The following is a 25,887-nucleotide window of genomic DNA, read 5'->3' on the forward strand; positions in this document are numbered from 1 at the left end:
GGGGTACTGACACCCAACTTAAAATTGTACATTTATGTGCAATAATTATTGAGTTGGCTGTCAGGCTCTACTCTACGGGGCAAGTGAAAAAGACACAACGACAACCTGAAATGATAATTATAAAAAATGATATATCAGTGGATTTAGCTTTATGATAAGACAGTGCAAATTTGATGGAAATTTATTTTGTTTTTTTTCTTCCTCCGCAAAAAAGAAACCCCATCCACCTTGCAGCACATTTCCAAGCCCCCACAAGCCAACGCCCAAACCAAAGGCTTGAAAAAGAGCTGCAATTCTGCCTACGCACAGGTGCATAATTGTTACATTTAAGCTTTGAACAAACCGAGATTGTTAAAGTTAGTATAATGAAAAAGGACATAGACAACAAACTCAAATCCAAAAACATCAAACCAACCGCCATGCGCGAATTGGTTTTACAGGTTTTGACCGAACAAAAAACAGCTATCAGTCTGCCGGAATTGGAACAAAAATTTGAAAAAGCGGATAAGGCAACGTTGTATCGTACGCTTAAAACATTTCAGGAGAATAAACTGATTCATGCGATTGAGGATGGTTCGGGTTCGGTAAAATATGCTTTGTGCCAGGAAGCTTGCGATTGCCAACCCGAAGACCTGCATGTCCATTTCCTTTGCTCAAATTGCAATCAAACATTTTGTTTAAACGATATTCCTGTTCCAAAAATAAACCTCCCCAATAACTTTTCACTCGAAAGCGTGAATATGGTGGTGAAAGGTGTTTGTTCAAATTGCAAACAATAACTTTGCAACCGGGTTGCATGAACTTTGGGGTATCTTTGCCGTTGTAATTCAGAAAATACATGAATTTTAAATGAAATATGTAGCAGTAATATTATCAGTGTATATCATGGTTTTAACAGCCATGCCGTGCGATGATGTTCATGCTGCCAATACAAATTCCGTTTCTTTGGAATTGGTAAAAAAAAGCCCAAATCAGACAAATGACATTGATTTATGCTCCCCGTTTTGTTTTTGTCATTGTTGCCAAACCCTTTCATTCCCTTCATTTTTTCGTATTTCCAATGTCAATTTAGTAAAAATCACTTTAGATATCAAATTGAAAGAACCTGCATTTTCAAGCCCTATTGCCCCTATCTGGCAACCGCCCAAAATTTAATTTCCTTTCAGTTTATTTTAACCGGTAAAGCGTTTTATCGGCAGTATTAATCACTTAATCTTTTAAGTATGAAAAAAAAGAGATTAAGCAAGCAGCAGCTTTTAGAAAAGCAAAAGCTTGACGATAAAAAATTTAACAGGACAATGCTGATTAGTTTCGGCATCCTTTTCATTGGCGTTTTGTCTGTTCTTGTTTTTTATACCTACTGGTGCGACACAAGATTTGCCTGGCGTAAAATAGCCTGGTATAAACATGAAGTACCTGCCAATTGGATATGTATGAAGGGGGACAACCTGCAAATTCATGAAAGCCATAAAGCGAAATACAAAGGGGAAACCTATTATTTCTGCAGTCAGTCGTGCTTTAATCATTTGGTAAAACATTTCAATGAGGTAGCCTACACGACTGATCCGGTTTCGGGTGATACCTTACTAAAGGCAAATGCTTTAATCGGTCTAAAAAAAAGGAACAAAACCGAAGTTGCTTACTTCAAAAACAAACAAAACTTTAAAAAGTATTATGAATCGAAATAATAAAACGAAGTCAATAACAAATAAAATCAATAGGAAATGATAAACAAAATCATAGCTTTTTCAATAAAAAATAAAGCCCTCATTGGTTTAATGACCATAGGGCTTATCATCGGAGGTATCTGGTCAATGACCAAAGTGCCATTGGATGCCGTGCCCGACATTACCAACAACCAGGTGCAGGTGATTACCACCGCGCCCAACCTGGGCACCGAAGACATTGAGCAGTTTGTAACCTACCAGGTGGAACTATCGGTGGCCAACCTGCCGGGGGTTATCGAAATTCGTTCGGTTTCCCGGTTTGGGCTGTCAGTGGTAACAATAGTTTTCGAGGACAATATGGGAACCTACCTTCCCCGGCAATTGGTAAGCGAAGCCCTGTCCGAAATTAAGGAAAAAATCCCGGAAGGATTTGCCGAGCCGTTTATGGCGCCAATCAGTACCGGATTGGGTGAAATTTACCAGTACACGCTTGAAGTTCAGCCCGGTTACGACACTGTGTATAACGACATGGAACTGCGCACCATGCAGGAATGGATTGTAAAACGCCAGATGGCAATGGTTCCGGGGGTGGTTGAAGTAAATTCCTTTGGAGGGCGCGGAAAACAATACGAAATTTCCATTAACCCCGATAAGCTTCGAAGCATGAACCTGACCATGTCTGACGTTTTTGAGGCTTTGGAAGAGAACAACCAAAACACGGGTGGGGCATACATCGAAAAAAATTTTCAGGCCAACTTTATCCGTGGCGAAGGTTTGATGCGCTCGCTCGATGACATCCGCAACACGCCGGTAGCCAATGTAAACGGGCAACCTGTTTTTATACGCGATGTGGCCGAAGTAAAATACGGAAGTTTTGTGCGTTACGGGGCTTTTACTAAAGACGGTAAAGGCGAAGCCGTAGGCGGTATCGTGATGATGCTGAAGGGTGAAAACTCCAACGATGTAATCAAGGATGTGAAAGAACGAATGGCGTTAATCCAAAAATCGTTGCCCGATGGCGTAGAGATAAAACCATTTCTCGACCGCAGCAAACTGATTAAAAGCACCACCTCCACCGTAGCCGAAAACCTTTCACTGGGGGCACTCATTGTAATCTTTGTCCTGGTCATCTTTTTGGGCAATTTACGAGGCGGTTTACTGGTAGCTTCTACCATCCCGCTTGCCTTGCTATTTGCATTTATCATGATGAAAGTGTTTGGCGTTTGGGCAAACCTGATGAGTCTCGGGGCTATCGACTTTGGGATTCTGGTCGATGGGGCGGTGATTATCGTGGAAAGCATGATATTTTATCTGCACCGGAATGAATTTATCGGGAAGAAACTGGGGCTGCCCCGGCGAAATGAAATAGCCTACAATTCAGCCAGTAAAATGATGAACTCCGCATTTTTCGGGCAGCTCATTATCCTTATTGTCTTTATCCCGGTACTGGCATTGCAGGGTGTGGAAGGCAAGATGTTTATACCCATGGCCATGACCTTTGGATTTGCCGTATTGGGTGTTATGGTACTGTGTCTTACTTACATACCCATGATGGCTGCACTTTTCCTGAGACCACCAAAAACAGATAAAAAAACCTGGGGTGAGCGTTTTATAGAGAAACTCGAAAACCTTTACGAACCGGTAATTGCCTGGGCTTTACGCAAAGGTAAGCTTGTACTGGGGATTGCCTTGGTGCTTTTAATTTCCGGAGGATTCCTTTTCTCACGTATGGGAGCCGAATTTATCCCTCAGTTGGACGAAGGTGATTTTGCTTTTCAGGCTTTCCTGAAACCCGGAACATCGCTGTCAGAGGTGGAAAAGGCATCTACTCGTATCGAACAGATTGTGTTGGAGAATTTCCCCGATGAGATAGCATCAATACAAAGCCGTATTGGGGTGGCAGATTTGCCTACCGACCCCATGCCGATTGATATTGCTGATATATTTGTTATTCTTACACCCGAGGATGAATGGACAAAGGTTGAATCAAAACAGGAGCTGATTGATAAGGTAAAAGAAAAGGTTAGTGTTTTGCCCGGTATAAACTACGAGTTTACCCAGCCAATCGAGATGCGGTTCAACGAGCTTTTAACCGGTATTCGTGAAGATGTGGCTATTAAATTATACGGCGACGACCTGGATATGCTGGCCGACAAAGCCGAAGAAATTTCCGGTTTAATTGCAGGGATTGAAGGGATTGAAGGCATAAAAGCCGAAGCAACCCGTGGGCTGCCTCAAATAACGGTAAAATACAACCGCACCAAACTGGGGCAATACGGCTTAAAAATAAAAGACCTGAATACGGTTGTAGAGACTGCTTTTAGCGGTGGCGTTGCCGGGGTTATCTATGAAGGAGAGCGCATGTTCGACCTTGTAGTTCGACTTGATGAAGCACACCGCCAAAGTATCGACGACCTTCGGAATTTATTTGTAAACACCCCAAACGGGAACCAGGTTCCATTGAAAGAAGTAGCTGATGTCAGCTACCAGCCCGGCCCGATGCAAATAAGCCGCGACAATACCAACAGGCGTACTTATGTAGGTATTAATGTGGAAGGCAGGGACATTAAATCGCTGGTAGAAGAAATTCAGCAAACACTCGATGAAAATCTCGAACTGCCTTCGGGTTATTACATTCGCTACGGAGGCGCTTTTGAAAATCTCGAACGGGCGTCAAAGCGTCTTACGTTGGTTGTGCCGCTTGCTTTGGCATTGATATTTATGCTGGTATTCTTCGCCATCAAATCGTTTAAACAAACCCTCATGATTTACGTGGCCATTCCATTGGCGGCCGTGGGAGGTATTTTTTCGCTTTACCTGCGGGATATGCCATTCAGTATTTCGGCTGGGGTTGGCTTTATCGTACTCTTTGGTGTAGCCGTATTGAACGGGCTGGTTTTGATAAGCGGTTTTAACGAGTTAAAAGAAGAGGGAAAACTCAGCCTTGGTGATATTATCAAAAAAGGTTCTATACGCCGGGTACGCCCTATTTTCCTGACTGCATCAACCGATATACTGGGTTTCCTGCCTATGGCCATTTCTACCTCAGCAGGGGCCGAAGTGCAACGCCCGCTTGCCACCGTGGTTATTGGCGGTATGCTAACATCAACACTTCTAACACTGGTTGTTTTGCCCGTATTGTACAAAATGGTTGAATCGGGAAAAACCAAACTGAAAGCGCCTAAACTCAATACCACGGTAATAACCGTTCTGCTCATCATTGGCGGACTTGGTGTTTCAGGAAGCTTAAAAGCACAGGAAAATTCAGTTACCCTTGAGCAGGCAATTGAACGGGCAAAAGAAAACTACCCTTCGTTAAAAGCAGCTTCGCTCGATGTGGAGAAACAAAAAGCCCTGAAAGCTACAGCTTACGATTTGGGCAATACGTCCATCTACACCGGTAAAGAGGAAACCGGAAACGGAGCAGTGGGTATTCAAAACCAAATAGGGGTTACACAATCGGAAATTGACTTGTTTGGCATACCTGCCAAAACCAAACTGAATAAATCACGTACCGACCTTGCTGTTTCAAAACTTGAACTGACAGAAAATGAACTGGTAAGAAACGTGAGCCTTGCATGGTACAGGTCACTGGTTGCAAAAAAGCAAACAGAATTGTACAATCAGCTTGACAGTATTTATACCAATTTTCTGAAAGCTGCCGAATTGCGGTTTAAAACCCAACAAACATCCAAAGTTGAGTACCTTTCTGCCTCGGCTAAATACAAAGAGTTAATGGTGAATATGAAACAGGCTGAGAGCGAATACCTGGCATCGCTGCAAATTCTGAACCAGTACCTGATGTACCCTGGCGGTGTTAAAATTACCGATGCCGGACAAGCATGGGATAAAACGATTCATGCTGCCTTTTCAGTTGATTCATTAAACAATGTTCCCTTATTAAATTATTACAGGAAGCAGCTTGATGTATCCGATGCAGAGTGGAAAGCCGAAAAGGCCAATTTTTTACCCAAACTAGATTTGGGGTACTCGCGGCAATCGGTCGATGGCACTTCGGGTTTTTATGGTTGGGAAGCAGGCATTTCCGTTCCTTTACTGTTCTTTTCCCAGTCAGGGAAAACAAAAGCCGCCCGTATCAATTACCAGATTACCGGACAGGAATACAAGCAAAGGGAATTGGAACTGAATGCCTCTTACAAGGAACTTTTAAGCCGTTACAAAGTAATGAGCGAAGTGCTGGAATATTATAAAAGCGAAGCTCTGCCGCTTGCTGCCGAACAAATTGAAGCGGCAAACCTGGGTTACCGGTTGGGCAGCCTCAGTTATATTGAATTTATCCAGAATACCGAATCAGCCATAAAAACCAGGCAGGAATATTTATCACGGCTATCAGATTTCTTCGAAATTAAAGAACAATTGGAATACATAACAGGTCAATAATTATAAAAACAGATAAAAATGAAAACGAAAATATTTTTAGCACTTCTTGTGGTAGTAACGCTCATGTCGTGCAACAGCAACAAAAAAGAAAACAGTGAAGCCGGGGAACATGCGGAGCATGAAGGCCCCGAAGGTGTGGTAATGCTGAACGAACTTCAGCGTGAAGCCCTGGATTTAAAATTAGGGACTTTCCAGATGCGCAACCTAACCACTATGGTTAAAACAAACGGTGAGATGCAGGTACCGCCCGCTAGCTCGGCAGAAGTTACCGCCGTAATAGGTGGAAATGTGAGGGATATTAGAATTTTTCAGGGCGATAAGGTACGCAAAGGACAAACACTTGCCATTCTCGAACACCCTGATTATATTAAGCTACAGGAAGATTTTGCTGATTTGGCCAGTCGGCTCGAATTTCTGGAAATGGAGTACGAACGCCAGAAAGAACTTTTCGAGAACAATGTAGGTGCAGGCAGGGAGTTCCAGCAGGTTAAGTCGGAATATAATTCGGCCAAAGCGAAGTACCAGGGATTGAAGGCCCGCCTGCAACTCCTGCATCTTTCACCCGAAAAAGTAAAAGAAGGAGAAGTTTCTAACAGCGTACCCATTGTAGCACCCATCAATGGCTATGTGAATGAAATAAATGTAAAAGTAGGCACCTATGCCGGGGCACAGGACATGCTTTTTGAAATTACCGACAACAGCAAAATCCACGCCGATTTTCTGGTGTATGAAAATGATGTTCACTTGCTGGAAAAAGGTCAAAAGATTCATTTTACCGTGGCCAATATTCCCGGTAAGGAGCTCATGGCCACCATATTCGCCATCGGGCAGGAATTTGAAGCCAACTCCAGGGCTGTACATGTGCATGCCAGCTTGAATGAACCCATGCCGGGGCTTATTCCGGGTATGTACATCTCTGGGCACATCCATACCGATGAAAATTATACCCGTACATTACCCAACGATGCTATTGTTACAGAAGGAACTAAATCCTATATCTTTATTTTGGATGAATCGCTTGAAGCTGAAGAACACGAGGGGCATGAACATGAAGCAGTAGCAGAAAACGAAGAAGGACACGACCATGAGGCTGAGGAAAACCATGAGGAACATGATGGCGAAGCAGGACATGACGACGAAAATGGAGGTCATGTTATGGCTTTCCGCATGATAGAGGTAATAACCGGAAAACAAGATGAGGGATACACCGAGATTAAATTGCTCAATCCCTTACCCGATGATACGAAAATAGTAATGAATGCAGCCTATTATTTATTGGCAGATTTAGGAAAAGAAGAAACTGAACACGAACATTAAAAAATTAACACGATGAAAGAAATTAAAGCATTTATAAGACCCAATAAAGTAGATGACATCGTGCATCATTTAAAAGATGCAGGGTTTGAGAACATGACCATTTCAATGGCTGAAGGAACAGGGAAATTTCAGGATGAAGAAGCTTTTGTATCGCAAAAGTTCTCAATAACCGATAGTGAAATAGCAAAGCTTGAACTTGTTGCAAAAAAAGAAAAAGTTGATGCTATTGTGAAAATAATCTGCGAGTATGGCTGTACACTAAATCCGGGCGATGGGTTTATCTATGTTTCCGATGTTGAAAAAGTGTACCGGGTGAAAACGGGATTGAAAAACGGCGAAGAATAATCGCCGGATGAAGGGCAGGTTGCTATGAAATGAATAGTGACCTGCTGTTTTAATGATTATCGGTTTATCTGGATAAATTTTTAAAATCAATGGTATGAAAAAATATAAATTAAAAAACCTGGACTGTGCTTCATGTGCGGCAAAGGTTGAAGAAGGCGTCAGCAAACTGGAAGTAGTAAAATTTGTGAGCGTTAATTTTGCCACTGCTTCAATGACAATAGATACTGATGACCTGGAAAAAGTAAAAAGCAAAATAAAAGAGATAGAACCCGAAGTTGAAATTGAAGATAATAAGAATGAAAAAACAATTGTTTCGTCAAGTGAACTTGCTGAAAACAAATGGACAATTATTAAAGCAATTTCAGGTATCCTGCTCTTAGTGGCAGGCCTGATTTTTGAAGAGGAGCTTCACAATACGCCTTTTCATCTTGCCGAATATGCGGTATTCGTGACGGGCTACCTTATCGTGGGCTGGAATGTTCTTGCATCGGCTGTTAAAAACATCAACCGGGGACAGGTTTTTAACGAGCAATTTTTAATGTCGGTTGCAACCCTGGGCGCCTTCGCAATACATGAAATGCCCGAAGCAATTGCTGTTATGTTATTTTACGTAGTTGGCGAACTGTTCCAGGATATCGCTGTAAACCGTTCCCGCGGGTCAATAAAATCGCTTCTTGAAATTAAACCCGATTATGCCAATCTGAAAGATGGCGGGGATATAATAAAAGTTTCACCGGAAGATGTGAATCTTGGAGACGAAATAATAGTTAGGGCTGGTGAAAAAGTTCCGTTGGACGGACTGGTAATTGACGGGAATTCCTTTGTGGATACCTCAGCGCTTACAGGGGAAAGTGTACCGCGTAAAATAAATCCAAACGATGAAGTATTAGCGGGCATGATAAATCAATCCGGTTTAATTACGGTTAAAGTCTCCAGGCTTTTTGAGGATTCTTCTATTTCAAAAATTCTTGAGATGGTTGAAAATGCCACATCCAAAAAAGCGGAAACCGAAAAGTTCATCACCACGTTTGCCAAATATTATACTCCTGTGGTAGTATTTGGTGCTCTTTTGATTGCTGTTGTACCCCCGCTTTTAATAAGCGGCGCAACTTTTAGCGAATGGATTTACCGGGCATTGGTAGTACTGGTTATTTCATGTCCCTGTGCACTGGTAATCAGTATTCCGCTTGGATATTTCGGAGGAATAGGCGGTGCTTCCCGCAGAGGCATCTTAGTGAAAGGTTCCAACTTTTTAGATGCACTTACCCAGATTAAAACCGTGGTGTTTGATAAAACAGGCACACTTACAAAAGGCGAATTCAAAGTAACAGAAATAGTCACCTCAAATGGCTTTTCAAAGGAAGAAATATCAGAATACGCGGCGTATGCCGAATATAATTCTAACCACCCGATTGCAAAATCTATAATAGAATCATATAAGCCGGATTTTGACAATTCAAGAATCGGGAAAGTGGAAGAAATATCCGGGCATGGCATCCGTGCAAGCATTGATAATAAAGTAGTATTTGTCGGCAACGATAAGCTCCTTCATAAAGAAAACATAGCGCATGACAAATGTGAAATTGAAGGTACGGTTGTGCATGTTGTGGTTGACAGGAAGTACGCCGGCTATATTGTTATATCAGATAGTTTGAAAGTGGATTCCATTGAAGCCATCGGTCGATTAAACAAAAAAGGCATTAAAACAGTAATGCTCACGGGTGACAGCAAGTATGCCGCAAGTATTTTTGCCCGGAAGCTGGGTATTAAAGAATATTATGACGAATTGCTTCCTGAAAACAAAGTTGAGCATATCGAAAAAATGCTGAACAAGAACAGCAAAGTTGCTTTTGTAGGCGATGGCATAAACGATGCCCCGGTACTTGCCCGAGCCGATGTGGGAATTGCCATGGGTGCACTCGGTTCAGATGCAGCAATCGAAACAGCTGATGTGGTGCTGATGACTGATTCTCCTTCAAAAGTTGCTGTTGCTATGGATGTTGCCAGGAAAACCAGAAATATCGTGTGGCAAAATATCATTTTTGCTTTGGGGGTTAAAGCAGCATTTATTGTCCTTGGAATTTTGGGGATTGCCAGCATGTGGGAAGCGGTATTTGGGGATATGGGCGTTGCTTTGATTGCTGTTTTTAATGCCATGAGGGTAATGAGAAATTAGCATACAACATTTGTGGATAAAGTAACTTTTATAAAGTTTGAAAGATGTTTAAAAAAGTGATTCATATTACATTTGCCGTGTTTTTCACCTTAACTACCACAGGGGTGACCATACAGGAGAACTTTTGTTTCGAAAAACTACTTTCAATTTCTTTTGATAAAACCTCAAATAAATGTTGTGATAATCCTTGTTCGGGTTGCCATATTCGGGTTGTAACATTTAAAATAACCGATACTTTTTTCAACACTTCAAAAAAAGTTAGTAACAATACCAAGCCATTCGTAAAATGCCCGTTTTTTATATGTAAAACTAAATACTTCAACCAAGATAAAAATGGCAGAATAATTAATTATCCCTTAAATTTATTTTTAACACCTAAGTTTGCTTTAAACAGGGCACAACTACAGGTGTTCTTGTGTTGAGATAATATTTAATTCCTCCACAAAGTAAAATATTAAAATAACAATTTAGGTTTCAATTAAATATTATCAGTATGAAAACAAATAATTTTAAAATAATAATAGCAGCAATTTTTGCTGTAATAGGTCTAAATGTAAGCGCACAAAAATGTGGGGTTTACAAAACCTATGAAGATTACACAAATGGCAAAATGGAAGTTTCAATTAACTGTGCTACAAAAGAGGGCAAAATAAAACCAAACGATTTCTTTAAAACAGATTACGTAACAGTAATTAAAAATGGTGAGAAAACTGATTTGAAGAAAAACGAAATATTTGGCTATCAACTTTGCGATGGGAAATTTTTCCGTTTTTTAAATAATGACCGCTTAACTTTGGCAGATAAAAGTGGTTTATGGATTTACACCAGAGAAGAAGTAGTATCTCATTCCCCATTTACAGGCACAAAAAAAAGAACAAAATACTATTTCAGCAAGGATGGAAGTGGGGAAATTAAAAGCCTGACATTTAACAATCTCAAGGATGTTATCCCAGCTAACGACCCACTTTATTCTGAAATGGAATTGTTATTTAGTTCAAATTCAGCGCTACACGCATATAATCAATCAAGTGGTTCATATAAAATCAACTCCTTTCTGAATAGCAAAGGATTGTAATAGTTTAGATGCTTTTTTTTGAAGGCAGGCAAGGCAACTTGCCCGCTTTCAAAAAAGCGAAATCAAACAGAAATTTTCATACAAAAGTTTAAAATTTAAAAAATTCAAAATGAACAAGATATTAAATGTAATCAAAGCAACAGTTCTGATTTTTGGTGTATCAATTGCGAACATCTATGCGCAGGAAACAGAAAAAATTATTGGAACAGTCGGTGGTGAAAAATTAGGTGACGATGGAATTGTAATATGTGTTTTAGGAACACAGGCTTGCATGCCGGTTCAGATAGACAAAAGCATGAGAGTAACATACAACGGAAAGGAAACAAAATTGACAGATTTGCCTTTTGCCCTCTATTTAGAAGCTGAACTCAATGAAAATAATAAAATCACTACAATTAAAATTGATGAAAGAAAAACCGTAATCTGTTTTGTTGAGCATAAAGAAGGTGATAACGAGAAATTGACGACTTTGTTAAACGGAATTAAAGGTGTTGAAGATTTTAAGTTATATCGTAAATCGAACCAGGTACTTATTGAATACAATCCAAAACAAATTGCGTATAGCGAATTGGAGGCAAAAGTTAAAAATGCAGGATTTATATTGGAATAAAATAGGAGGATAGAAAAATGAAACGAAATAAATTATTTACTGGCATGAAAAATACAAAAGTTATTTTTTTAATGGTAGCAGTAGTTGGATTCCTTTTTTATTCATGTAACAAGGAAGAAGAAACACCCTTGGATAATACTTTAGCTTCCAGCGTAATCGGCACATATACAGGTACTCTTAAGAGTACAGCTACTAATCAGTCCAGTCCGGCAACACTAAATGTAACGCTAATAAACGATAGCTTAGTTAGTATGCATTGTTTGTCCTACAATTTTGATTCAACCTTTACAATGCAACTATACCAAAACTATGACAGCATTATGGTGTGTCATACCGGACAAGAATTTTACAATGAATATGGACACAACAGGAATAATTACGATTTTTGCACAAACCGCCAATCCGGTTGGGAAAATAATGCCTGGATGAACGATGGCAATTGCTGGGGAAATATGAATCAAGGTTGGGGCAACAGCAATTGGGCAGGAACTGACCAATGGAACGCCTGGACCAATCACATGAATACCCAACACAATCAAAATGACAATCATTTTGGGGGATTTAATCCAAATATGAATTCGTGTATTTACAAATTTTCAATCGAGAACAGTTCAAATTATTTGAAAGTATTTGAAGGAGTCAAATAATAAAGTTTGTCTTGACCTGCGGTTGTTCCTGTTCATCTTTTGCTGTTTGTTTCAAATTCTATGTAAATTTGGGATATCGAAAGCAATGAATAATATTTGTCTCATAAATATTTGCAGGAATGGAAAATAATGAAATCGACAAAAAACTCGAATCGAAAAACGTCAAACCAACAGCCATGCGCACCCTGGTTTACAAAACACTTGCCGAAACCGGGAAAGCGCTGAGTCTGGCGGATTTGGAACAACGGTTTGAAAAAGTGGAGCGTTCAACCATATTTAGGGCGCTTAAAACATTTGAAGACAATTTCATTGTGCATACAGTTGATGATGGTTCAGGCTCAGTGAAGTATGCCGTTTGCGATGATGAATGTACCTGTAATATACATGATTTACACGTTCATTTTTATTGTACGCGTTGTGGCAGGACACGTTGTATGAAAGAACTTCCAATTCCCAACATTAAACTGCCTGAAGGCTACACCTACGATAATGCGCAATTCATCATTAACGGGGTGTGCCCGCGCTGCGATTAAACTTTGCAATAGTGTTGCACTAACTTATTGGTAATTTTGATGTTGAAATTATTAGAATGTCTAACATTAAAAATTATTAATTATGAAAACTGGAAAATTTAAAATGGCTTTTTTACTTGCAGGATTGATTGTTTTTTCTGCATCGCAGGCAATGGCACAACCTCATTGTTGTAACTCAAACTGGTCGGCTAACGCAGATGCCCAATGGTGGAATTACAACACCCCGGCAGAATATGCTTTAACAGCCGAACAAATTACGGAAATTAATGAGCTCCGTAAAAACAGCTACGAGAAAAAGCTCCCAATCGAAAATGAGCTTCGCAGTTTAAGGATGGAATACCAGGCAGCCAATTCAAATCCAAACCTGGATGTAAAAAAGGTGAAATCACTGAGAAGCACTATCCGCGATAAAGAAGAAAAGATTGAGGATATCAACCTGGAAACAAAAGTTCAGGTAAAAAAACTTCTTACTGAAAAGCAACTCACCTACTTTAACAACAACAATTACAATTGGTGGGATATGTCGGAAAATTGCTGGCATGCAGGTAATATGGGAATGAATTCTCGTAAACAGATGATGATGTCACGTCGCAGCAATTGTTGGTAAACACCAGTTCGGTTTTTAAAAAAACAAGCGATAAAAAGAAAGGAGAATGTTATGATGGATGGATTTGGGTGTCACGGATGGGGAATGGGAATGGGCTGGTGGTGGGTTATAGGGCTCATTATCGTAATTGCCGTTGTTTGGATGGTTGTTAAAGGAATGAGTCAAAATAACCGCCCCGGCAACCCACCCGAAAGTAAGTCGGCGCTCGATTATTTAAAAGAGCGCTACGCCCGTGGCGAAATAAACAAACAGGAGTTTGAAGAACGAAAAAAAGATTTAATGTAAAATAAAAATATCATGAAGTATTACATTGAAAAAACAACAGAGTACGGTTTCGACAAAGCCATTAAAATTGTAACCGAAGAACTAAAAAAAGAAGGTTTCGGGGTGTTGACCGAAATTGATGTACAGGCTACATTAAAAAAGAAGCTGGACGTAGATTTCAAAAAATACCAAATTTTAGGGGCTTGCAATCCTCCTTTTGCACATAAAGCGCTGCTGGCCGAAAACAAAATCGGGGCCATGCTCCCCTGCAATGTAATTGTGCAGGAACTGGATAATGGCAAAACAGAAGTAGCTGCTGTTGACCCGGTGGCTTCGATGCAGGCGGTTGAAAATGACGAATTAAGTGATATCGCCAATGAAATCAGGGCGAAACTTGAGAAGGTGATTGAGAATCTATAATTCTGCTTGCAGTTTATTTGGGGAACATATTCAAAACTTTTGAAAATGAGAAAACAATTATTGTTATTAGCCTTCGCACTTTTCTGGGCATTCACCACGAATGCCCAGGAAGGCGAGCGGTTAAAAGTAATTACAGGGGTACGTGTTAACCCTTTTGTGATGTACGATTTTGATGGTAACAAAAAGGAAATAACCCGTATCCATGCCGAATTGGGCGCCATGTTCAATAATAAAACCTACCTGTCGGTGGGATACACGCCCTTTGCCAACGCCATCTACAATTTTAACGAATACTGGTTTGTAGGGTTCGACAAAAAAATCCCGGTATCGTGGGTTTTGGCGGAAGAGTATATGATAGATGAAAATAAATTCATAGTCCAGACCGGCCCCAATTTCAAATTAGGGAACGTGGGAAATGCCTTTGTATTTCTGTTTACCCCTGTTGATAATATTGACTGGGGCTTGAAGGTGGGCGCTTTTATCCCGCTAAATGTGGTTTTGCATAAAGAATAGTTCACATGTTCAAATCTGTATTTACCATCAGTAAAATGGACTGCCCTTCCGAAGAATCCCTTATCAGGATGAAGCTGGAAGGGATTTCATCCGTTAAAAACCTGGTTTTTGATATTGAAAACCGGAAGCTGGAGGTATATCATTCAGGCCCTGTGGATGAAATCCACCAGGCAATCAGCCAGCTAAAATTAGGTGACAAACTCGGAAATACTACCGAAACGGAATTACCGCCCGGTGCAGACGATTCACAACAGCTGAAAATACTCTGGTGGGTGCTGGGCATCAATTTTACCTTTTTCGTGGTGGAAATGACTACCGGATGGATATCGCATTCCATGGGATTAGTGGCCGATTCGCTGGACATGCTGGCCGATTCTATTGTTTACGGGCTCAGTCTTTTTGCAGTGGGTGCGGCCATTTCCCGAAAGAAAAAAGTAGCCAAAATCAGCGGATATTTCCAGATGGGCCTGGCTACGCTTGGTTTTGCCGAAGTGCTTCGCCGTTTTTTCAGCAGTAGCGAAACGCCCCTCTTTCAGTGGATGATTATTGTTTCCATCCTGGCGCTTGCCGGAAACCTGGTTTCGTTGTGGCTCATCAACAAAGCCAAAAGCAAAGAAGCGCACATGCAGGCCAGCGCCATATTCACTTCAAATGATATTATTGTAAATGGCGGTGTGATAGTGGCAGGTGTTTTGGTTTACTTTTTGAACAGCAAATGGCCTGATTTGGTCATTGGTGGTATTGTTTTCACCTTTGTGATGCGCGGGGCAGTGAGGATTTTAAAACTTTCGAAGTAATCAGTTTTGGCACACTCGCATGAACATAATACGCAAAAAAGTTACGGAAAAGCTTTTGCCATTGGCATTGGTTTAAACATCGCCTTTGTTGCTGTTGAAATATTTTATGGTCTGGTAGCCAACTCATCAGCATTATTAGCCGATGCAGGTCACAACGCCAGCGACGTTCTGAGTTTGATTTTTGCCTGGGCAGCAATCCGGCTTGCTTCCATAAAACCAAAAGGAAAATACACTTATGGTTTGCGCAAAACAACCATCCTTGTATCGATACTCAATGCGCTGTTGCTTTTTGGAGCAGTAATAGCCATCGGCTGGGATGCTGTGGGGAAATTCAAAAATCCCGAACCCGTGGCAGGTACTCAAGTGATGATTGTTGCCGGAATAGGTGTAGTAATCAATACCATTACTGCTTTACTGTTTATGAAAGGCCAAAAAGACGACCTGAACATCAAAGGGGCATTCCTGCACATGGCTGCCGATGCCGGGGTGTCGTTGGGCGTGGTTGTTGCCGGGCTATTGATTAACCTCACCGGAATTCAATGGATTGACCCTGTGATGAGCTTTATCATCATCCTGGTCATACTTTGGGGCACCTGGCGCTTGTTTACCGATTCCATAGATTTGGCGCTGGATGCCGTACCTAAAAACATCAACCTCGAAAAAGTCAGGGAATTACTGTTGGCACAAAAAGGTGTTGAAGAAATTCACGACTTACACGTTTGGGCAATGAGTACCACCCAAACAGCATTAACCGCCCACCTGATAATGCCCAAAGGGTATCATGATAAATTTATTGCTGAATTACAGGAGAAACTTGAACACGAATTCGGGATAGGACACACAACCTTTCAAATTGAGAATGAAAGGATTGAAAAAGAATGCAAAACTGTTTGTTGAAAACTTTAAAGAAATGAAAATTCAATACCATTCAATCATAACCTGCCCAAATTGCGGGCATCAAAAAGAAGAAGAAATGCCGGAGGGTTCCTGCCAGTTCTTTTATGAATGTAAAAATTGCCATACCGTTTTAAAACCAAAACAGGGCGATTGTTGCGTGTTTTGTTCGTATGGAACAGAAAAGTGTCCTCCCACTCAATCTGGGCAATGTTGTTGAATTTTTGTTTATATAAAATTTAGTTCTTAAAATCATTAGAAAGCCCACCCTATTTGTTAGCACATTGGCAAGCCCCACAAGCAAACACACGACCAAAGCTTACCAAAGAGCTTACAAAGCCAGCCCAAGTAACCGCCTTTAAGGGCGGTTTTAGGGTTGCCCTCCCACAAAAAAGCAAAATAAATTTGTGCTTCGTGGATAGGTTGGTGCGGATTGAAAAAGACAGTGAAATGACAGCTAAATAATTGATAAACAGACAGAAATGAATGAACACCAGCCCCTAACACGCGGTCATAAAACATTGCGCGGATAGTGCTATATTTGAGCAATATAACATTTAATCAACAGCTTAGCGGGCTGATAAGTTTGTGTTTCAAAATGCGCAACGTTTCATACCGCCGACCGTTAGCGCAAATATTGAAAAGAAAACACGAGGATAATGCTTAAAATGATTTAAAAATGGATACACAAAAAATTGAACAAGTCTTTTCAATGGCAAATAAAATAGCCTTTCATCCGACAAGAAATGTTCAAAAAGAACCATCTGTTGTCGGATTGGAATTTCACAAAAACTTATTAGGAGAAGCAATAGATTGCTATTCAAACTTAAAAAATGAATTAACACATAGAGACTTGGTGTTTACGTTTAAAAGAATTAAAAACGGAATAAAAGCATCAATAATATCAAAAGCAAAAGGAGAAGTAATGTCATTTAGAATAAGTCAAGAAAAAGGAATGACTGAATTTGCCAAAGAAACAAATCCAAATCATCCTTTCGCTTTTGTAATATTACAGCCATCTAACGACGGATATCATCTTGTTCCTGATTCAAATCCTTATCAACCGATTGTTTTCGACAAATATGTTTTGATAGAATAAACTTTCCATTAGGTGATTCTTTTACCAGAATATCTCTACCGTTTTTAGCAAATATAAAATCTACTCTTTTCATATAGCAAAAATACAACTTAAAAAAGAAACCTTTAAAAAAGCAACAAATGACAACAACAGACTACATCATAATTGCAGTAATTGTAATTATTTCGAGTATATACTACAAAACAAGAGAACACGTGAATGAAATATCACAAATTATGTCTCCAAGTAAAATAGAACAAAACAAATTACAGGTAGTAATGCAGCCAAAGTGGTTTTTAAATTCTATATGGATTATTCTCATTTTGTGGGTAATTGCGTTTTATGTTTTAATATCTTCCGTAAAATGGTGGAGTATTTTATACATAATTGGATGTGTCGTTGCAACAGCAATTTTATCGTTTATTGTACCACCGAGCAAAAAATCACTTTCAATATTCTTCTTCCGCGTAACCCACAAAAGATACAGACAAAGATTTAATTACACACCGGAAGAAGAGGAACTACTTATAAAAGCAAATGATTTTTTATCTAAACTAACAGGGCTTAAAAACTAAACTAAACAATATGGAAACAATAGGAATGGTAACATTAATAATAAATACTGTTATTCTCGGAATAAATGTTTGGGTAATAAGCAAATCTCCTACTGACGCAGTAAAAGTTGGAAGAGAACTAAACGAAACAAAACAAAAAGACGACGCAAAACGCAATTTATTTTTCACACTATTTTCATATAGGGGTTCACCGGTACCCCAATATTTTGTAGACGCTCTAAATAGGATAGATGTTGTATTCGCTGATACTCCAACTGTTTTAACTGCATGGCATAAATACTATGATTCTCTTCAACAGAAAGACTTGGTTGACCCTGACAAAACGTGGAGACTTTTGAGGGTTGACCTTTTGTCTGAGATTTCAAAAGACCTTGGGTACAAGGACTTAAAAAATTACGACTTTGAGAAACATTATTATCCACAGGGTCACGAGAAACAGTTTCTTGACCAAATGGAATTTCATAAGGAACAGTTCGAGTATTACAAAAATTCAAATCAACTGACTCTAAAACTCCTCGAAAATCTAAACCAAGAAGATGACAACAAAGAATAGCTAAATCCATTAACTTTTAAATTTTATAAATTATGAAACTTGATTACACCAAAAATCTCGACGAACTAACCGAAAAAGAATTAATGCAATTTATAATCGGAACACAAACGTTAATTCTTCGCAGACTTGATGACATTGAATCAAAAATCAAAGACCGCAAAGAGCAAACACACCAAGAAACTGTTGACGAAATACTATTCAAAGTAGAATCAAACATTGACAGAATAAACGAAACACTTGAAAGAAAAGCTACAAATTAATGCTGTATCGCATCTTGACCATATAACAATCAGCAGTGGGATGGTCGTCTGCTTTTGGATAGGCAGTAATCATATTAATTTTAGCATCTACAATTTTTCGGTTTAGCAAATCAACTGTTTGTTCAATGTCCGCCTTGATGTTATCAATTTTTTCTTGCGTTAATTGGTCAATGACATTTACTGACATATTACTTATTTTTAAAAACAAGCAAATTGACTAAAGAGACAAAATACTTGCGCTAACACCGTGCAATATGCCATTTGCAATTAGCAACCTGACAATGAACAATAATTAGCTTGTTACGCGCCGTTAATTACCTAAAATCCTGACAATACAGCCGGCAAAACTTATACGGATATAAATTTAATCAGCTGTACCTTAAAGCGGCTGTTACATCTTAGTTCTTATGAGCGGACTGTTTTCACAACTACTGTTGTTGGGAATAGGAACAGGCGGTGGTAACAAACAACATAAACACAACACTGTGCATATTTCATACTGACAGGCCGGTATAAACATTAAGGCTGGCACTTTGTACGCAACATGCACTTTACGTCAGACTGTCTAAAAACCTAACCTAATTTTGTTAAAAACTAAAGCACATACTGACACCACTGAAGAACAATCATATGAAAACTAAAATATGAGATTAATTCTAATTTTTTCAATGCTGATGTATACTTTCAATTTGAATACACAAAACAAATATGGATTTGATGATTTCCAAACCAACAATTGGACAATGTTTAGCTGTTGAGTTATTTGATGTTATGAAAAATAGAAACCTTATAACAATGAGCGGTATATAAAGAATTTATTAGCTTTACCCAAAGATCCAATTGTATAGGTTAAATGAAAAATACTCCAAAAAGAGAAAGACGACTTAATTCTGCTAAAAACTGGATACAAACATATTCAGGTAACAATCTTGTTAAAGGATATTCAAAAAAGTATTCTGTTGACAAATTGTGTGCGGTTAAAGAACTAAGAATGATTGGAGTGGAAATCTCAGAGGAATACGAAAGACAATTGATTAACTCAATTCAAACACATAGGCTGCAAAGACTTTTATTCAAGAAAAAACGAGAAGAAGAATTAAATGGTCGGAGCAGTTTTGAAAGTGATGAAAATTTGGCGATGATTATTGGTTATACAAGTGGCGGTTTTCCATACGGAGTGACTCATAAAGAAATGGAAGAAATAAATAATGGACAAAAACCTGAATAATTATGCCAAAAGGTCAAGCACAGACAACTTGGTTACCTGAATTAAAGGTTATTCTAGAAAATAGGTGGAATTCAAAAATGTCAATTAAACAGCATTTTGATTTAGTAGATGATTTGAATAAAGCCTTAAGCCAAATTAGAACTGATTTAAATATTCAACCGCCTATGATGTGGTGTCCTAATTGCCAAAAACGACATCGTTCAAAATTTACGGATATATCAATAACAGCGATGTACTATGCACTAAAAAGATTTGAGCTTTGTGATAAAGATGAGTTTAATAAGTTGCAGAGGGATTGGAAAAAATACTCAACGTCAGAGAATATTGATATTTATGGCAAAAAAAATGACAGACAGGAAAATTACAATAAAAAAGGATTGAAAAAAAGTACGACGGCACAACGTTAAATGTATGCAAAGTATTGATTATCCAAAATTATTAACAACGGAGAAAGACGATGTTCGAGAAATATATTATCTCTAACGGACAATTAAAAGTCCCACCAAAAGTCCCACCAAAAAGATTGAAATATTTTATATATTTGTCCTGAAAAACAGTGTGTAACAAGCATTGAATATCAGATAGGCGGGTTCGATTCCCGCCCCGGGTACAACAAACGCCTGACTATTTAACGATAGTCGGGCGTTTTTGCTTTAAGGTGCAAAGATCCAGTGAGTTAAACTTGAAACTGCCTTTGTCAGCTCTCCCCGCGTTTTTATAACGCCTCCTTTTTAACCTTTTTTAAGCCCGATGTTCTTGCTTTGATCTTTCAAATTCACTTATTTCCACCAAAGTTAAACACTAGTTAGAAATGGAAAACAATAAATTGTCAGATGAAGCCTACTTGTTTGAAGGTTTGACTGAAATGCACTTCACGTCTAAAGACCTTCAAGTTATCCGCTCATTAATTGAAACTCAAAATTTATATGCAGCCGCTATTCGTGAAATAAGAACCAAACTTGAGAACCTGAACGATGAGTTTAAGTACACCAAGGACAGGAACCCCATTCATGAAATTAAATCGCGTGTGAAGTCGCCCCGAAGCATTATGAAAAAATTGCACAAGCGAGGGCTGGAAATGAGTGTTGAATCGGCCCGAAAGAACCTGACAGACATTGCCGGAGTGCGGGTGATTTGTCCTTATATTCATGATATTTATCTTATTGCCAATCTGTTGTCTTCACAGTCCGATATTGAGTTGATCCGTAAGTCTGATTACATTGAAAACCCCAAGCCCAATGGTTATCGGAGTCTGCATCTGATTGTCACAATTCCTGTCTTTCTATCGGAGCGCACAGAGATGGTAAGTGTTGAAGTTCAGATACGGACGATTGCGATGGATTTTTGGGCCTCGCTGGAACACGAATTGGCCTATAAGTTCTTGAATAATAAGCCGGAAGATGTTTCTGAAGAGTTGAAGGAATGTGCTGACGTTATTGCGAATACCGATACCAGAATGCAGCAACTATTTAACAGGATTCATCACGATGCACTTGAAGAATAAGACAAGGCAGAAAGTATGATGGAGCGATAAAAGAGGCTCAGAGTTGAACTGGCTTCGTGAATTGTGAACGGATTAGGCTGTGAATGTACTGGCTAAGGGTGTGCTGCACGCAAGGTTCTTTAAGGGAGCTGAGCGTATAGGCTGACTGAAAATGGAGGTGTTCTTCGATTTTCAAAAAATAAATACAACTATGGTATTTAAATAAATCTTTCAATATCTTTGATTAAATAAAGGAGATTAATCACGAAGCAATGACAATAGTTGACAACCCTAAAATTCTTATCGCCGAAGACGTTGAGTCGAATTACCTGTACTTAAGTGCTGTATTGAGCAAAATTAAAGCAACGATTTATTGGGCAAAGAATGGCAAAGAGGCTGTTGATATCTTCAAGAAGGAAGCTATTGATTTGGTGTTGATGGATCTTCAGATGCCTGAAATGAATGGTTATGAGGCAACAAAAATCATGAAGTCCATTGATCCGGACTTGCCTATTGTGGCACAAACCGCCTTTGCCATGTCCGATGACCGGGAGAAAGCCCTGGAAGCCGGATGTGACGATTACCTGGCCAAACCCATTAAATCCAAAGATCTTTTAAATACGGTGGAAAAATTTATTCACGTTTGATATTTTTAGCTGAAATTAAAGATGAAACGTTCATTTCGAAATCAGGAATGAACGTTTTTTTGTAATTGATTCAGCAATTTGCGACTGATGATTTATTACTTTTGGACAATTAATTAATTCATCTGATGGAAAAGAAACAATTTTTACTTGATCAACGATATTTGAAAATGGCTTCAATCTGGGCCAAGAATTCGTATTGCAAGCGGCGCCAGGTCGGTGCACTTTTAGTTAAAGATAAGATGATCATATCGGATGGATACAATGGAACTCCTTCTGGTTTTGAGAATGTTTGTGAAGACGAAAATAATCTGACCAAACCCTATGTGCTGCATGCCGAAGCCAATGCGATAAGCAAAGTCGCCAAATCGAACAACAGCAGTGAGGGCGCGACCATGTATGTTACTTCGTCTCCTTGTCTTGAATGTTCCAAGTTGATCATTCAGGCTGGTATTAAGCGGGTTGTTTTTACCGATAACTATCGTCTGGAGGATGGAATAACCCTGTTGAAACGAGCCGATATCGATGTGGTTCAGGTTGAAATAGAAGAATAGAAAAGTCATGAACAGAAAACAGATAAGCATATACCTACCCATTCTAATTGCTGTTTCAGTGATTATTGGAATCATTCTGGGCAACAACCTGAGTCAGCTTCACCAACCATCGCTTCAGAACTTGACGCCTCCCCGGGGAAACAAGCTGAGCACCATTGTTGAGCTGATCAATCAGGCCTATGTTGATTCTGTAGAAACCGATGAATTGGTAGAGAAAACCATTCCGGAGTTGCTGAAAAACCTGGATCCGCACACGGCTTATATTCCGGCCCGCGACATGCAGGAAGTGCATGAAGAGATGCAGGGAAACTTTGGGGGGATTGGTGTGCAGTTTTCTATTCATAACGATACTGTTCAGGTTATTGATGTGGTTTCGGGCGGCCCTTCTTCTAAACTCGGCATTTTGCCGGGCGACCGCATTGTTACGGTCAACGACTCGGTGATTGCCGGCATTGATATTAAAAACCAGGATGTGCTTACCGTGCTTCGGGGCGAAAAAGGCACCAAGGTGCGGATTGGCGTAAAACGCCGGTCGATTGATGAGTTAATTGAATTTGAAATTACCCGCGGCGACATTCCAATTTACAGCATCGACGTGAGTTATATGATTGATGACAGCACCGGATTTATTAAAGTGAACCGTTTTGCAGAGAAAACTTATGATGAGTTCATCAATGGTATTTCCAAACTAAAAGCCGAAGGGGCCGAGAAGTTTATTATTGATTTACGTGGAAACCCAGGAGGTTACCTGGCTTCTGTGGTAAGTATGGTTAACGAATTTTTATCGGAAGGGAAGTTGATTGTTTATACCGAAGGGAAATCGCAACCGCGAAAAACATACACGTCAACCGAAAGTGGAATCGTTAAAGATAAAGAAGTCATTGTACTTATTGATGAATATTCGGCATCGGCCAGCGAAATTTTTGCCGGTGCTATTCAGGATAATGACCGCGGAATTGTGGTTGGACGTCGTTCGTTTGGTAAAGGTCTGGTGCAGGAACAGATTCCTTTTCGCGATGGTTCAGCGCTTCGCCTAACGGTTGCTCGTTACTATACGCCAAGTGGTAGAAGTATTCAGAAACCTTACGAAGAAGGCAATATGGACTATTATCACGACATCATTAACCGGGCCGAACATGGCGAGTTTCAGGTGGCGGACAGCATTCATTTTGCCGATTCGCTGAAGTATGAAACTGCTGGAGGTCGAATCGTTTACGGTGGTGGTGGCATTATGCCCGATTACTTTGTTTCGGCCGATACCACGGGCTATTCCGGTTACTTTTCGAAGATTACTCAAAAAGCCTTGGTTTACCATTTTGCGTTCCAATACAGCGATGAACACCGAGAGCAGCTCAACATGTTGAAAACGGCCGCCGAATTTGTTGACTACCTCGACAAAAAACAGATTATGAATCAATTTGTGGCCTATGCCGAGAAGGAAGGTGTCAAGCGCGATTCGAAAGGCCTTAAAGCCAGTGGTAAAATTATCGAAACCCAGATTAAAGCCTACATTGCCCGAAATATCATCGGCGAGGAAGGCTTCTTCCCAATTATTAAGGATATTGATGAAACACTGAAGGAGGCTATTCGCCTTTCGCATTCAAAAAAACAATTAAGTCAGTTGCTGGCTGTAACAAATTAGTCGTTTGGTCGTCCTAAGGTTGTAATGATCTTATGAAAGAATGACCGTTGACGATTATAATCAAGCCATAAATTGGCATGCCGATGCTGTTTTTCGATTTGTACTGAAGAATATCAAGGATGAAGAGAAAGCCCGGGATATTGTTCAGGACAGTTTCGAGAAACTATGGATGCATTTGTATTCGGTAGATGCCGCTAAGGTTAAGTCGTATTTGTTTTCAACGGCTTATCATCGCACCATCGATGTGATTCGGAAAGACCAGCGCCAGGTGAGTTGCGAGGAGTCGCAGCTTCCTGAAGAGGGGCATTCCACCCATTACTCTGATGTTGGAGAAGTGCTGGATCATGCCATTAAACAGTTATCCGATGATCAGCGTGCGGTGCTACTCTTGCGCGATTATGAAGGCTATTCGTACAAAGAAATCAGCGACATAACCGCGCTTAGCGAAGCTCAGGTTAAGGTATACATTTACCGGGCCCGGGTGTTTCTGAAAAATTATATTGGGAAATTAGATGTGCTTGTTTGAACCATGAATATTAACCGATCCAATTACGAAATTTATTTTCTGGATTATCTGGATGGTAATCTGCCGGATAGTCAGGTCGATGATTTCCTGGACTTTTTGGCGAATAATCCCGACTTGAACGAAGAGCTGAAAGCGGTTTCGTCGATTCGGGTTCCGGTTGATGAGCGCATGTTCCCGAATAAGAAGGCCCTTTTGAAAAAGGAAATTACGGAAGAATCTTCGTTCGATTACCGGGCGGTTGCCTTTTTGGAAAACGATTTGGAAGAAGACGATAAACTCGCTTTTTTAAGGGAGTTGACCACTGATCCCCAAAAGGAGCAGCAATTCGATTTGCTTTTGAAAACCCAGCTGAAGCCAGACAATTCCATTCAGTTCAGCAATAAAAAGTCTCTGTATAAAAAGCCGGCGCGAAAAGTTGTTTTGTTATGGGGAAGCCGGGTGGCTGCTGCCCTGGTTCTGCTTTTTGCGGTATGGGCTGTTTGGGATACGGAGTTTAAGCGGGAACAGACAATTCAATACACCGATCAGGTTACGCCAGTAATGGAGCCAACAACTTCGAAAGAAAAGGAACAGCTCGCAAGTCGTCCGGCAACAACTCCTGAAGAAACAGCTGCAGAATCAAAGGGACAAACCGTAATGCCGAAGGAGCCAGTAGCACCCATTCAGCCTCAATTAGCCAGACAGGAACCTGTAGTATCGGATCGGCTACAGCCTAAGCGGGAAGAAGTTCCTCAAAAGTTGACTCCGATCTCAAGCCGGTTGGAACTACCAGACAGTAGTGCGCCTGTTGCCTTAGCAGGGACGACCAAGCAGGCCGAACCTTTGTCCCCCGACTATCTTACGGTTGACGAATACCTGGCTCAAAAAGTATTGCACAAGGCCAAAGATGAACCCCTGAAGTTTTCGGACCTGGTTAATGCCGGACTGAATGTCGTTTCTTCGGTGAGTAGCGAGCGGTTGGACTACGAAACCAATGAAAAGGGAAAACTTTCAGAGATCAGTTTGAATACCCGATTGCTGGCATTTTCCATTCCGCTGAAAAAAGAGCGCTAAGCTGTAACTTTTTTTAATTGTTGGC

At 40.1% G+C, this 25,887-nt stretch carries 32 protein-coding genes; 31 read left to right on the plus strand and 1 reads right to left on the minus strand.

Going from position 1 to position 25,887, the window contains the following annotated elements:
- Window positions 1-365: 365 nt before the first annotated feature.
- The 23 genes from ACRD6K_RS00005 (at window position 366) to ACRD6K_RS00110 (ending at window position 18,732) form a co-directional block, all read left to right on the plus strand.
- Window positions 366-779, plus strand: coding sequence for a Fur family transcriptional regulator (locus tag ACRD6K_RS00005; protein ID WP_369489152.1), 414 nt, complete (start codon window positions 366-368; stop codon window positions 777-779).
- A 70-nt stretch (window positions 780-849) separates the two neighbouring features.
- Window positions 850-1,155 carry a DUF6660 family protein gene (locus tag ACRD6K_RS00010; RefSeq protein WP_430971575.1) on the plus strand — a complete coding sequence of 102 codons (306 nt, stop codon included), beginning with the start codon at window positions 850-852 and terminating at the stop codon, window positions 1,153-1,155.
- Between the two features lie 68 nt (window positions 1,156-1,223).
- Entirely contained in the window at window positions 1,224-1,688 is a 465-nt protein-coding gene (locus tag ACRD6K_RS00015) for a hypothetical protein (protein ID WP_430971576.1), read from the plus strand.
- Window positions 1,689-1,724: 36 nt separating this feature from the next.
- Entirely contained in the window at window positions 1,725-6,068 is a 4,344-nt protein-coding gene (locus ACRD6K_RS00020; RefSeq protein WP_430971577.1) for a CusA/CzcA family heavy metal efflux RND transporter, read from the plus strand.
- Between the two features lie 18 nt (window positions 6,069-6,086).
- Window positions 6,087-7,385 (plus strand): efflux RND transporter periplasmic adaptor subunit, encoded by a 1,299-nt coding sequence (locus ACRD6K_RS00025; RefSeq protein ID WP_430971578.1) that lies wholly within the window; start codon window positions 6,087-6,089, stop codon window positions 7,383-7,385.
- A 12-nt stretch (window positions 7,386-7,397) separates the two neighbouring features.
- Complete coding sequence (locus ACRD6K_RS00030; protein ID WP_053180236.1) at window positions 7,398-7,730, plus strand: P-II family nitrogen regulator; 333 nt, start codon at window positions 7,398-7,400, stop codon at window positions 7,728-7,730.
- Window positions 7,731-7,824: 94 nt separating this feature from the next.
- Complete coding sequence (locus ACRD6K_RS00035) at window positions 7,825-9,906, plus strand: heavy metal translocating P-type ATPase (RefSeq protein WP_430971579.1); 2,082 nt, start codon at window positions 7,825-7,827, stop codon at window positions 9,904-9,906.
- 44 nt (window positions 9,907-9,950) lie between these two features.
- Window positions 9,951-10,328 carry an HYC_CC_PP family protein gene (locus ACRD6K_RS19995; RefSeq protein ID WP_488621821.1) on the plus strand — a complete coding sequence of 126 codons (378 nt, stop codon included), beginning with the start codon at window positions 9,951-9,953 and terminating at the stop codon, window positions 10,326-10,328.
- A gap of 71 nt (window positions 10,329-10,399) precedes the next feature.
- Window positions 10,400-10,981 carry a hypothetical protein gene (locus ACRD6K_RS00040; protein WP_430971580.1) on the plus strand — a complete coding sequence of 194 codons (582 nt, stop codon included), beginning with the start codon at window positions 10,400-10,402 and terminating at the stop codon, window positions 10,979-10,981.
- A 109-nt stretch (window positions 10,982-11,090) separates the two neighbouring features.
- Window positions 11,091-11,591, plus strand: coding sequence for a hypothetical protein (locus tag ACRD6K_RS00045; protein ID WP_158868925.1), 501 nt, complete (start codon window positions 11,091-11,093; stop codon window positions 11,589-11,591).
- 44 nt (window positions 11,592-11,635) lie between these two features.
- Window positions 11,636-12,238, plus strand: a complete 603-nt coding sequence (locus ACRD6K_RS00050; protein ID WP_430971581.1) for a hypothetical protein — start codon at window positions 11,636-11,638, stop codon at window positions 12,236-12,238.
- Window positions 12,239-12,357: 119 nt separating this feature from the next.
- Window positions 12,358-12,771 (plus strand): Fur family transcriptional regulator, encoded by a 414-nt coding sequence (locus ACRD6K_RS00055; RefSeq protein ID WP_430971582.1) that lies wholly within the window; start codon window positions 12,358-12,360, stop codon window positions 12,769-12,771.
- 82 nt (window positions 12,772-12,853) lie between these two features.
- Window positions 12,854-13,378 (plus strand): hypothetical protein, encoded by a 525-nt coding sequence (locus ACRD6K_RS00060; RefSeq protein ID WP_430971583.1) that lies wholly within the window; start codon window positions 12,854-12,856, stop codon window positions 13,376-13,378.
- A 51-nt stretch (window positions 13,379-13,429) separates the two neighbouring features.
- Window positions 13,430-13,663, plus strand: a complete 234-nt coding sequence (locus tag ACRD6K_RS00065) for an SHOCT domain-containing protein (protein ID WP_291855483.1) — start codon at window positions 13,430-13,432, stop codon at window positions 13,661-13,663.
- A gap of 12 nt (window positions 13,664-13,675) precedes the next feature.
- Window positions 13,676-14,062, plus strand: a complete 387-nt coding sequence (locus tag ACRD6K_RS00070; RefSeq protein WP_430971584.1) for a DUF302 domain-containing protein — start codon at window positions 13,676-13,678, stop codon at window positions 14,060-14,062.
- Between the two features lie 45 nt (window positions 14,063-14,107).
- Window positions 14,108-14,575 carry a hypothetical protein gene (locus ACRD6K_RS00075; protein WP_430971585.1) on the plus strand — a complete coding sequence of 156 codons (468 nt, stop codon included), beginning with the start codon at window positions 14,108-14,110 and terminating at the stop codon, window positions 14,573-14,575.
- Window positions 14,576-14,580: 5 nt separating this feature from the next.
- Window positions 14,581-15,372 carry a cation efflux transmembrane domain-containing protein gene (locus ACRD6K_RS00080; protein ID WP_430971586.1) on the plus strand — a complete coding sequence of 264 codons (792 nt, stop codon included), beginning with the start codon at window positions 14,581-14,583 and terminating at the stop codon, window positions 15,370-15,372.
- A gap of 6 nt (window positions 15,373-15,378) precedes the next feature.
- Window positions 15,379-16,269, plus strand: coding sequence for a cation diffusion facilitator family transporter (locus ACRD6K_RS00085; RefSeq protein WP_430971587.1), 891 nt, complete (start codon window positions 15,379-15,381; stop codon window positions 16,267-16,269).
- 13 nt (window positions 16,270-16,282) lie between these two features.
- Window positions 16,283-16,486: a GDCCVxC domain-containing (seleno)protein gene (locus tag ACRD6K_RS00090; protein ID WP_430971851.1), complete on the plus strand. Its 204-nt coding sequence runs from the start codon at window positions 16,283-16,285 to the stop codon at window positions 16,484-16,486.
- 459 nt (window positions 16,487-16,945) lie between these two features.
- A complete protein-coding gene (locus ACRD6K_RS00095) occupies window positions 16,946-17,365 on the plus strand; it encodes a hypothetical protein (RefSeq protein WP_430971588.1) in 420 nt (139 codons plus the stop codon).
- A gap of 119 nt (window positions 17,366-17,484) precedes the next feature.
- Window positions 17,485-17,919: a hypothetical protein gene (locus ACRD6K_RS00100; RefSeq protein WP_430971589.1), complete on the plus strand. Its 435-nt coding sequence runs from the start codon at window positions 17,485-17,487 to the stop codon at window positions 17,917-17,919.
- 10 nt (window positions 17,920-17,929) lie between these two features.
- On the plus strand, window positions 17,930-18,472 hold the full coding sequence (locus ACRD6K_RS00105) for a DUF6680 family protein (RefSeq protein WP_430971590.1): 543 nt from the start codon (window positions 17,930-17,932) through the stop codon (window positions 18,470-18,472).
- A gap of 32 nt (window positions 18,473-18,504) precedes the next feature.
- Window positions 18,505-18,732, plus strand: coding sequence for a hypothetical protein (locus ACRD6K_RS00110; protein WP_430971591.1), 228 nt, complete (start codon window positions 18,505-18,507; stop codon window positions 18,730-18,732).
- On the opposite strand, the gene ACRD6K_RS00115 is transcribed toward ACRD6K_RS00110, so the two are convergent.
- A complete protein-coding gene (locus ACRD6K_RS00115; RefSeq protein WP_430971592.1) occupies window positions 18,722-18,919 on the minus strand; it encodes a hypothetical protein in 198 nt (65 codons plus the stop codon). The two genes, ACRD6K_RS00110 and ACRD6K_RS00115, sit on opposite strands and share 11 nt — an antisense overlap.
- A 666-nt stretch (window positions 18,920-19,585) precedes the next feature.
- Here ACRD6K_RS00115 and ACRD6K_RS00120 point away from each other — a divergent pair.
- From ACRD6K_RS00120 to ACRD6K_RS00155, 8 genes are all read left to right on the plus strand, one after another.
- On the plus strand, window positions 19,586-19,960 hold the full coding sequence (locus ACRD6K_RS00120; protein WP_133465059.1) for a hypothetical protein: 375 nt from the start codon (window positions 19,586-19,588) through the stop codon (window positions 19,958-19,960).
- Window positions 19,961-19,962: 2 nt separating this feature from the next.
- Window positions 19,963-20,367: a hypothetical protein gene (locus ACRD6K_RS00125; protein WP_133465058.1), complete on the plus strand. Its 405-nt coding sequence runs from the start codon at window positions 19,963-19,965 to the stop codon at window positions 20,365-20,367.
- A gap of 404 nt (window positions 20,368-20,771) precedes the next feature.
- Window positions 20,772-21,464, plus strand: coding sequence for a GTP pyrophosphokinase (locus ACRD6K_RS00130; protein ID WP_299578607.1), 693 nt, complete (start codon window positions 20,772-20,774; stop codon window positions 21,462-21,464).
- Between the two features lie 251 nt (window positions 21,465-21,715).
- Window positions 21,716-22,090, plus strand: a complete 375-nt coding sequence (locus tag ACRD6K_RS00135; protein WP_299578609.1) for a response regulator — start codon at window positions 21,716-21,718, stop codon at window positions 22,088-22,090.
- Between the two features lie 125 nt (window positions 22,091-22,215).
- Window positions 22,216-22,641: a deoxycytidylate deaminase gene (locus ACRD6K_RS00140; protein WP_299578611.1), complete on the plus strand. Its 426-nt coding sequence runs from the start codon at window positions 22,216-22,218 to the stop codon at window positions 22,639-22,641.
- Between the two features lie 7 nt (window positions 22,642-22,648).
- The gene (locus ACRD6K_RS00145) at window positions 22,649-24,283 is read left to right on the plus strand and encodes a S41 family peptidase (RefSeq protein WP_430971593.1); all 1,635 of its coding nucleotides are present in this window, start codon (window positions 22,649-22,651) and stop codon (window positions 24,281-24,283) included.
- 40 nt (window positions 24,284-24,323) lie between these two features.
- Entirely contained in the window at window positions 24,324-24,809 is a 486-nt protein-coding gene (locus ACRD6K_RS00150) for an RNA polymerase sigma factor (RefSeq protein ID WP_430971594.1), read from the plus strand.
- A gap of 3 nt (window positions 24,810-24,812) precedes the next feature.
- On the plus strand, window positions 24,813-25,862 hold the full coding sequence (locus ACRD6K_RS00155) for a hypothetical protein (protein ID WP_430971595.1): 1,050 nt from the start codon (window positions 24,813-24,815) through the stop codon (window positions 25,860-25,862).
- Window positions 25,863-25,887: the final 25 nt, after the last annotated feature.

Source organism: Sunxiuqinia rutila, assembly GCF_050589705.1.
In the GTDB taxonomy this organism is placed as follows: domain Bacteria; phylum Bacteroidota; class Bacteroidia; order Bacteroidales; family Prolixibacteraceae; genus Sunxiuqinia; species Sunxiuqinia rutila.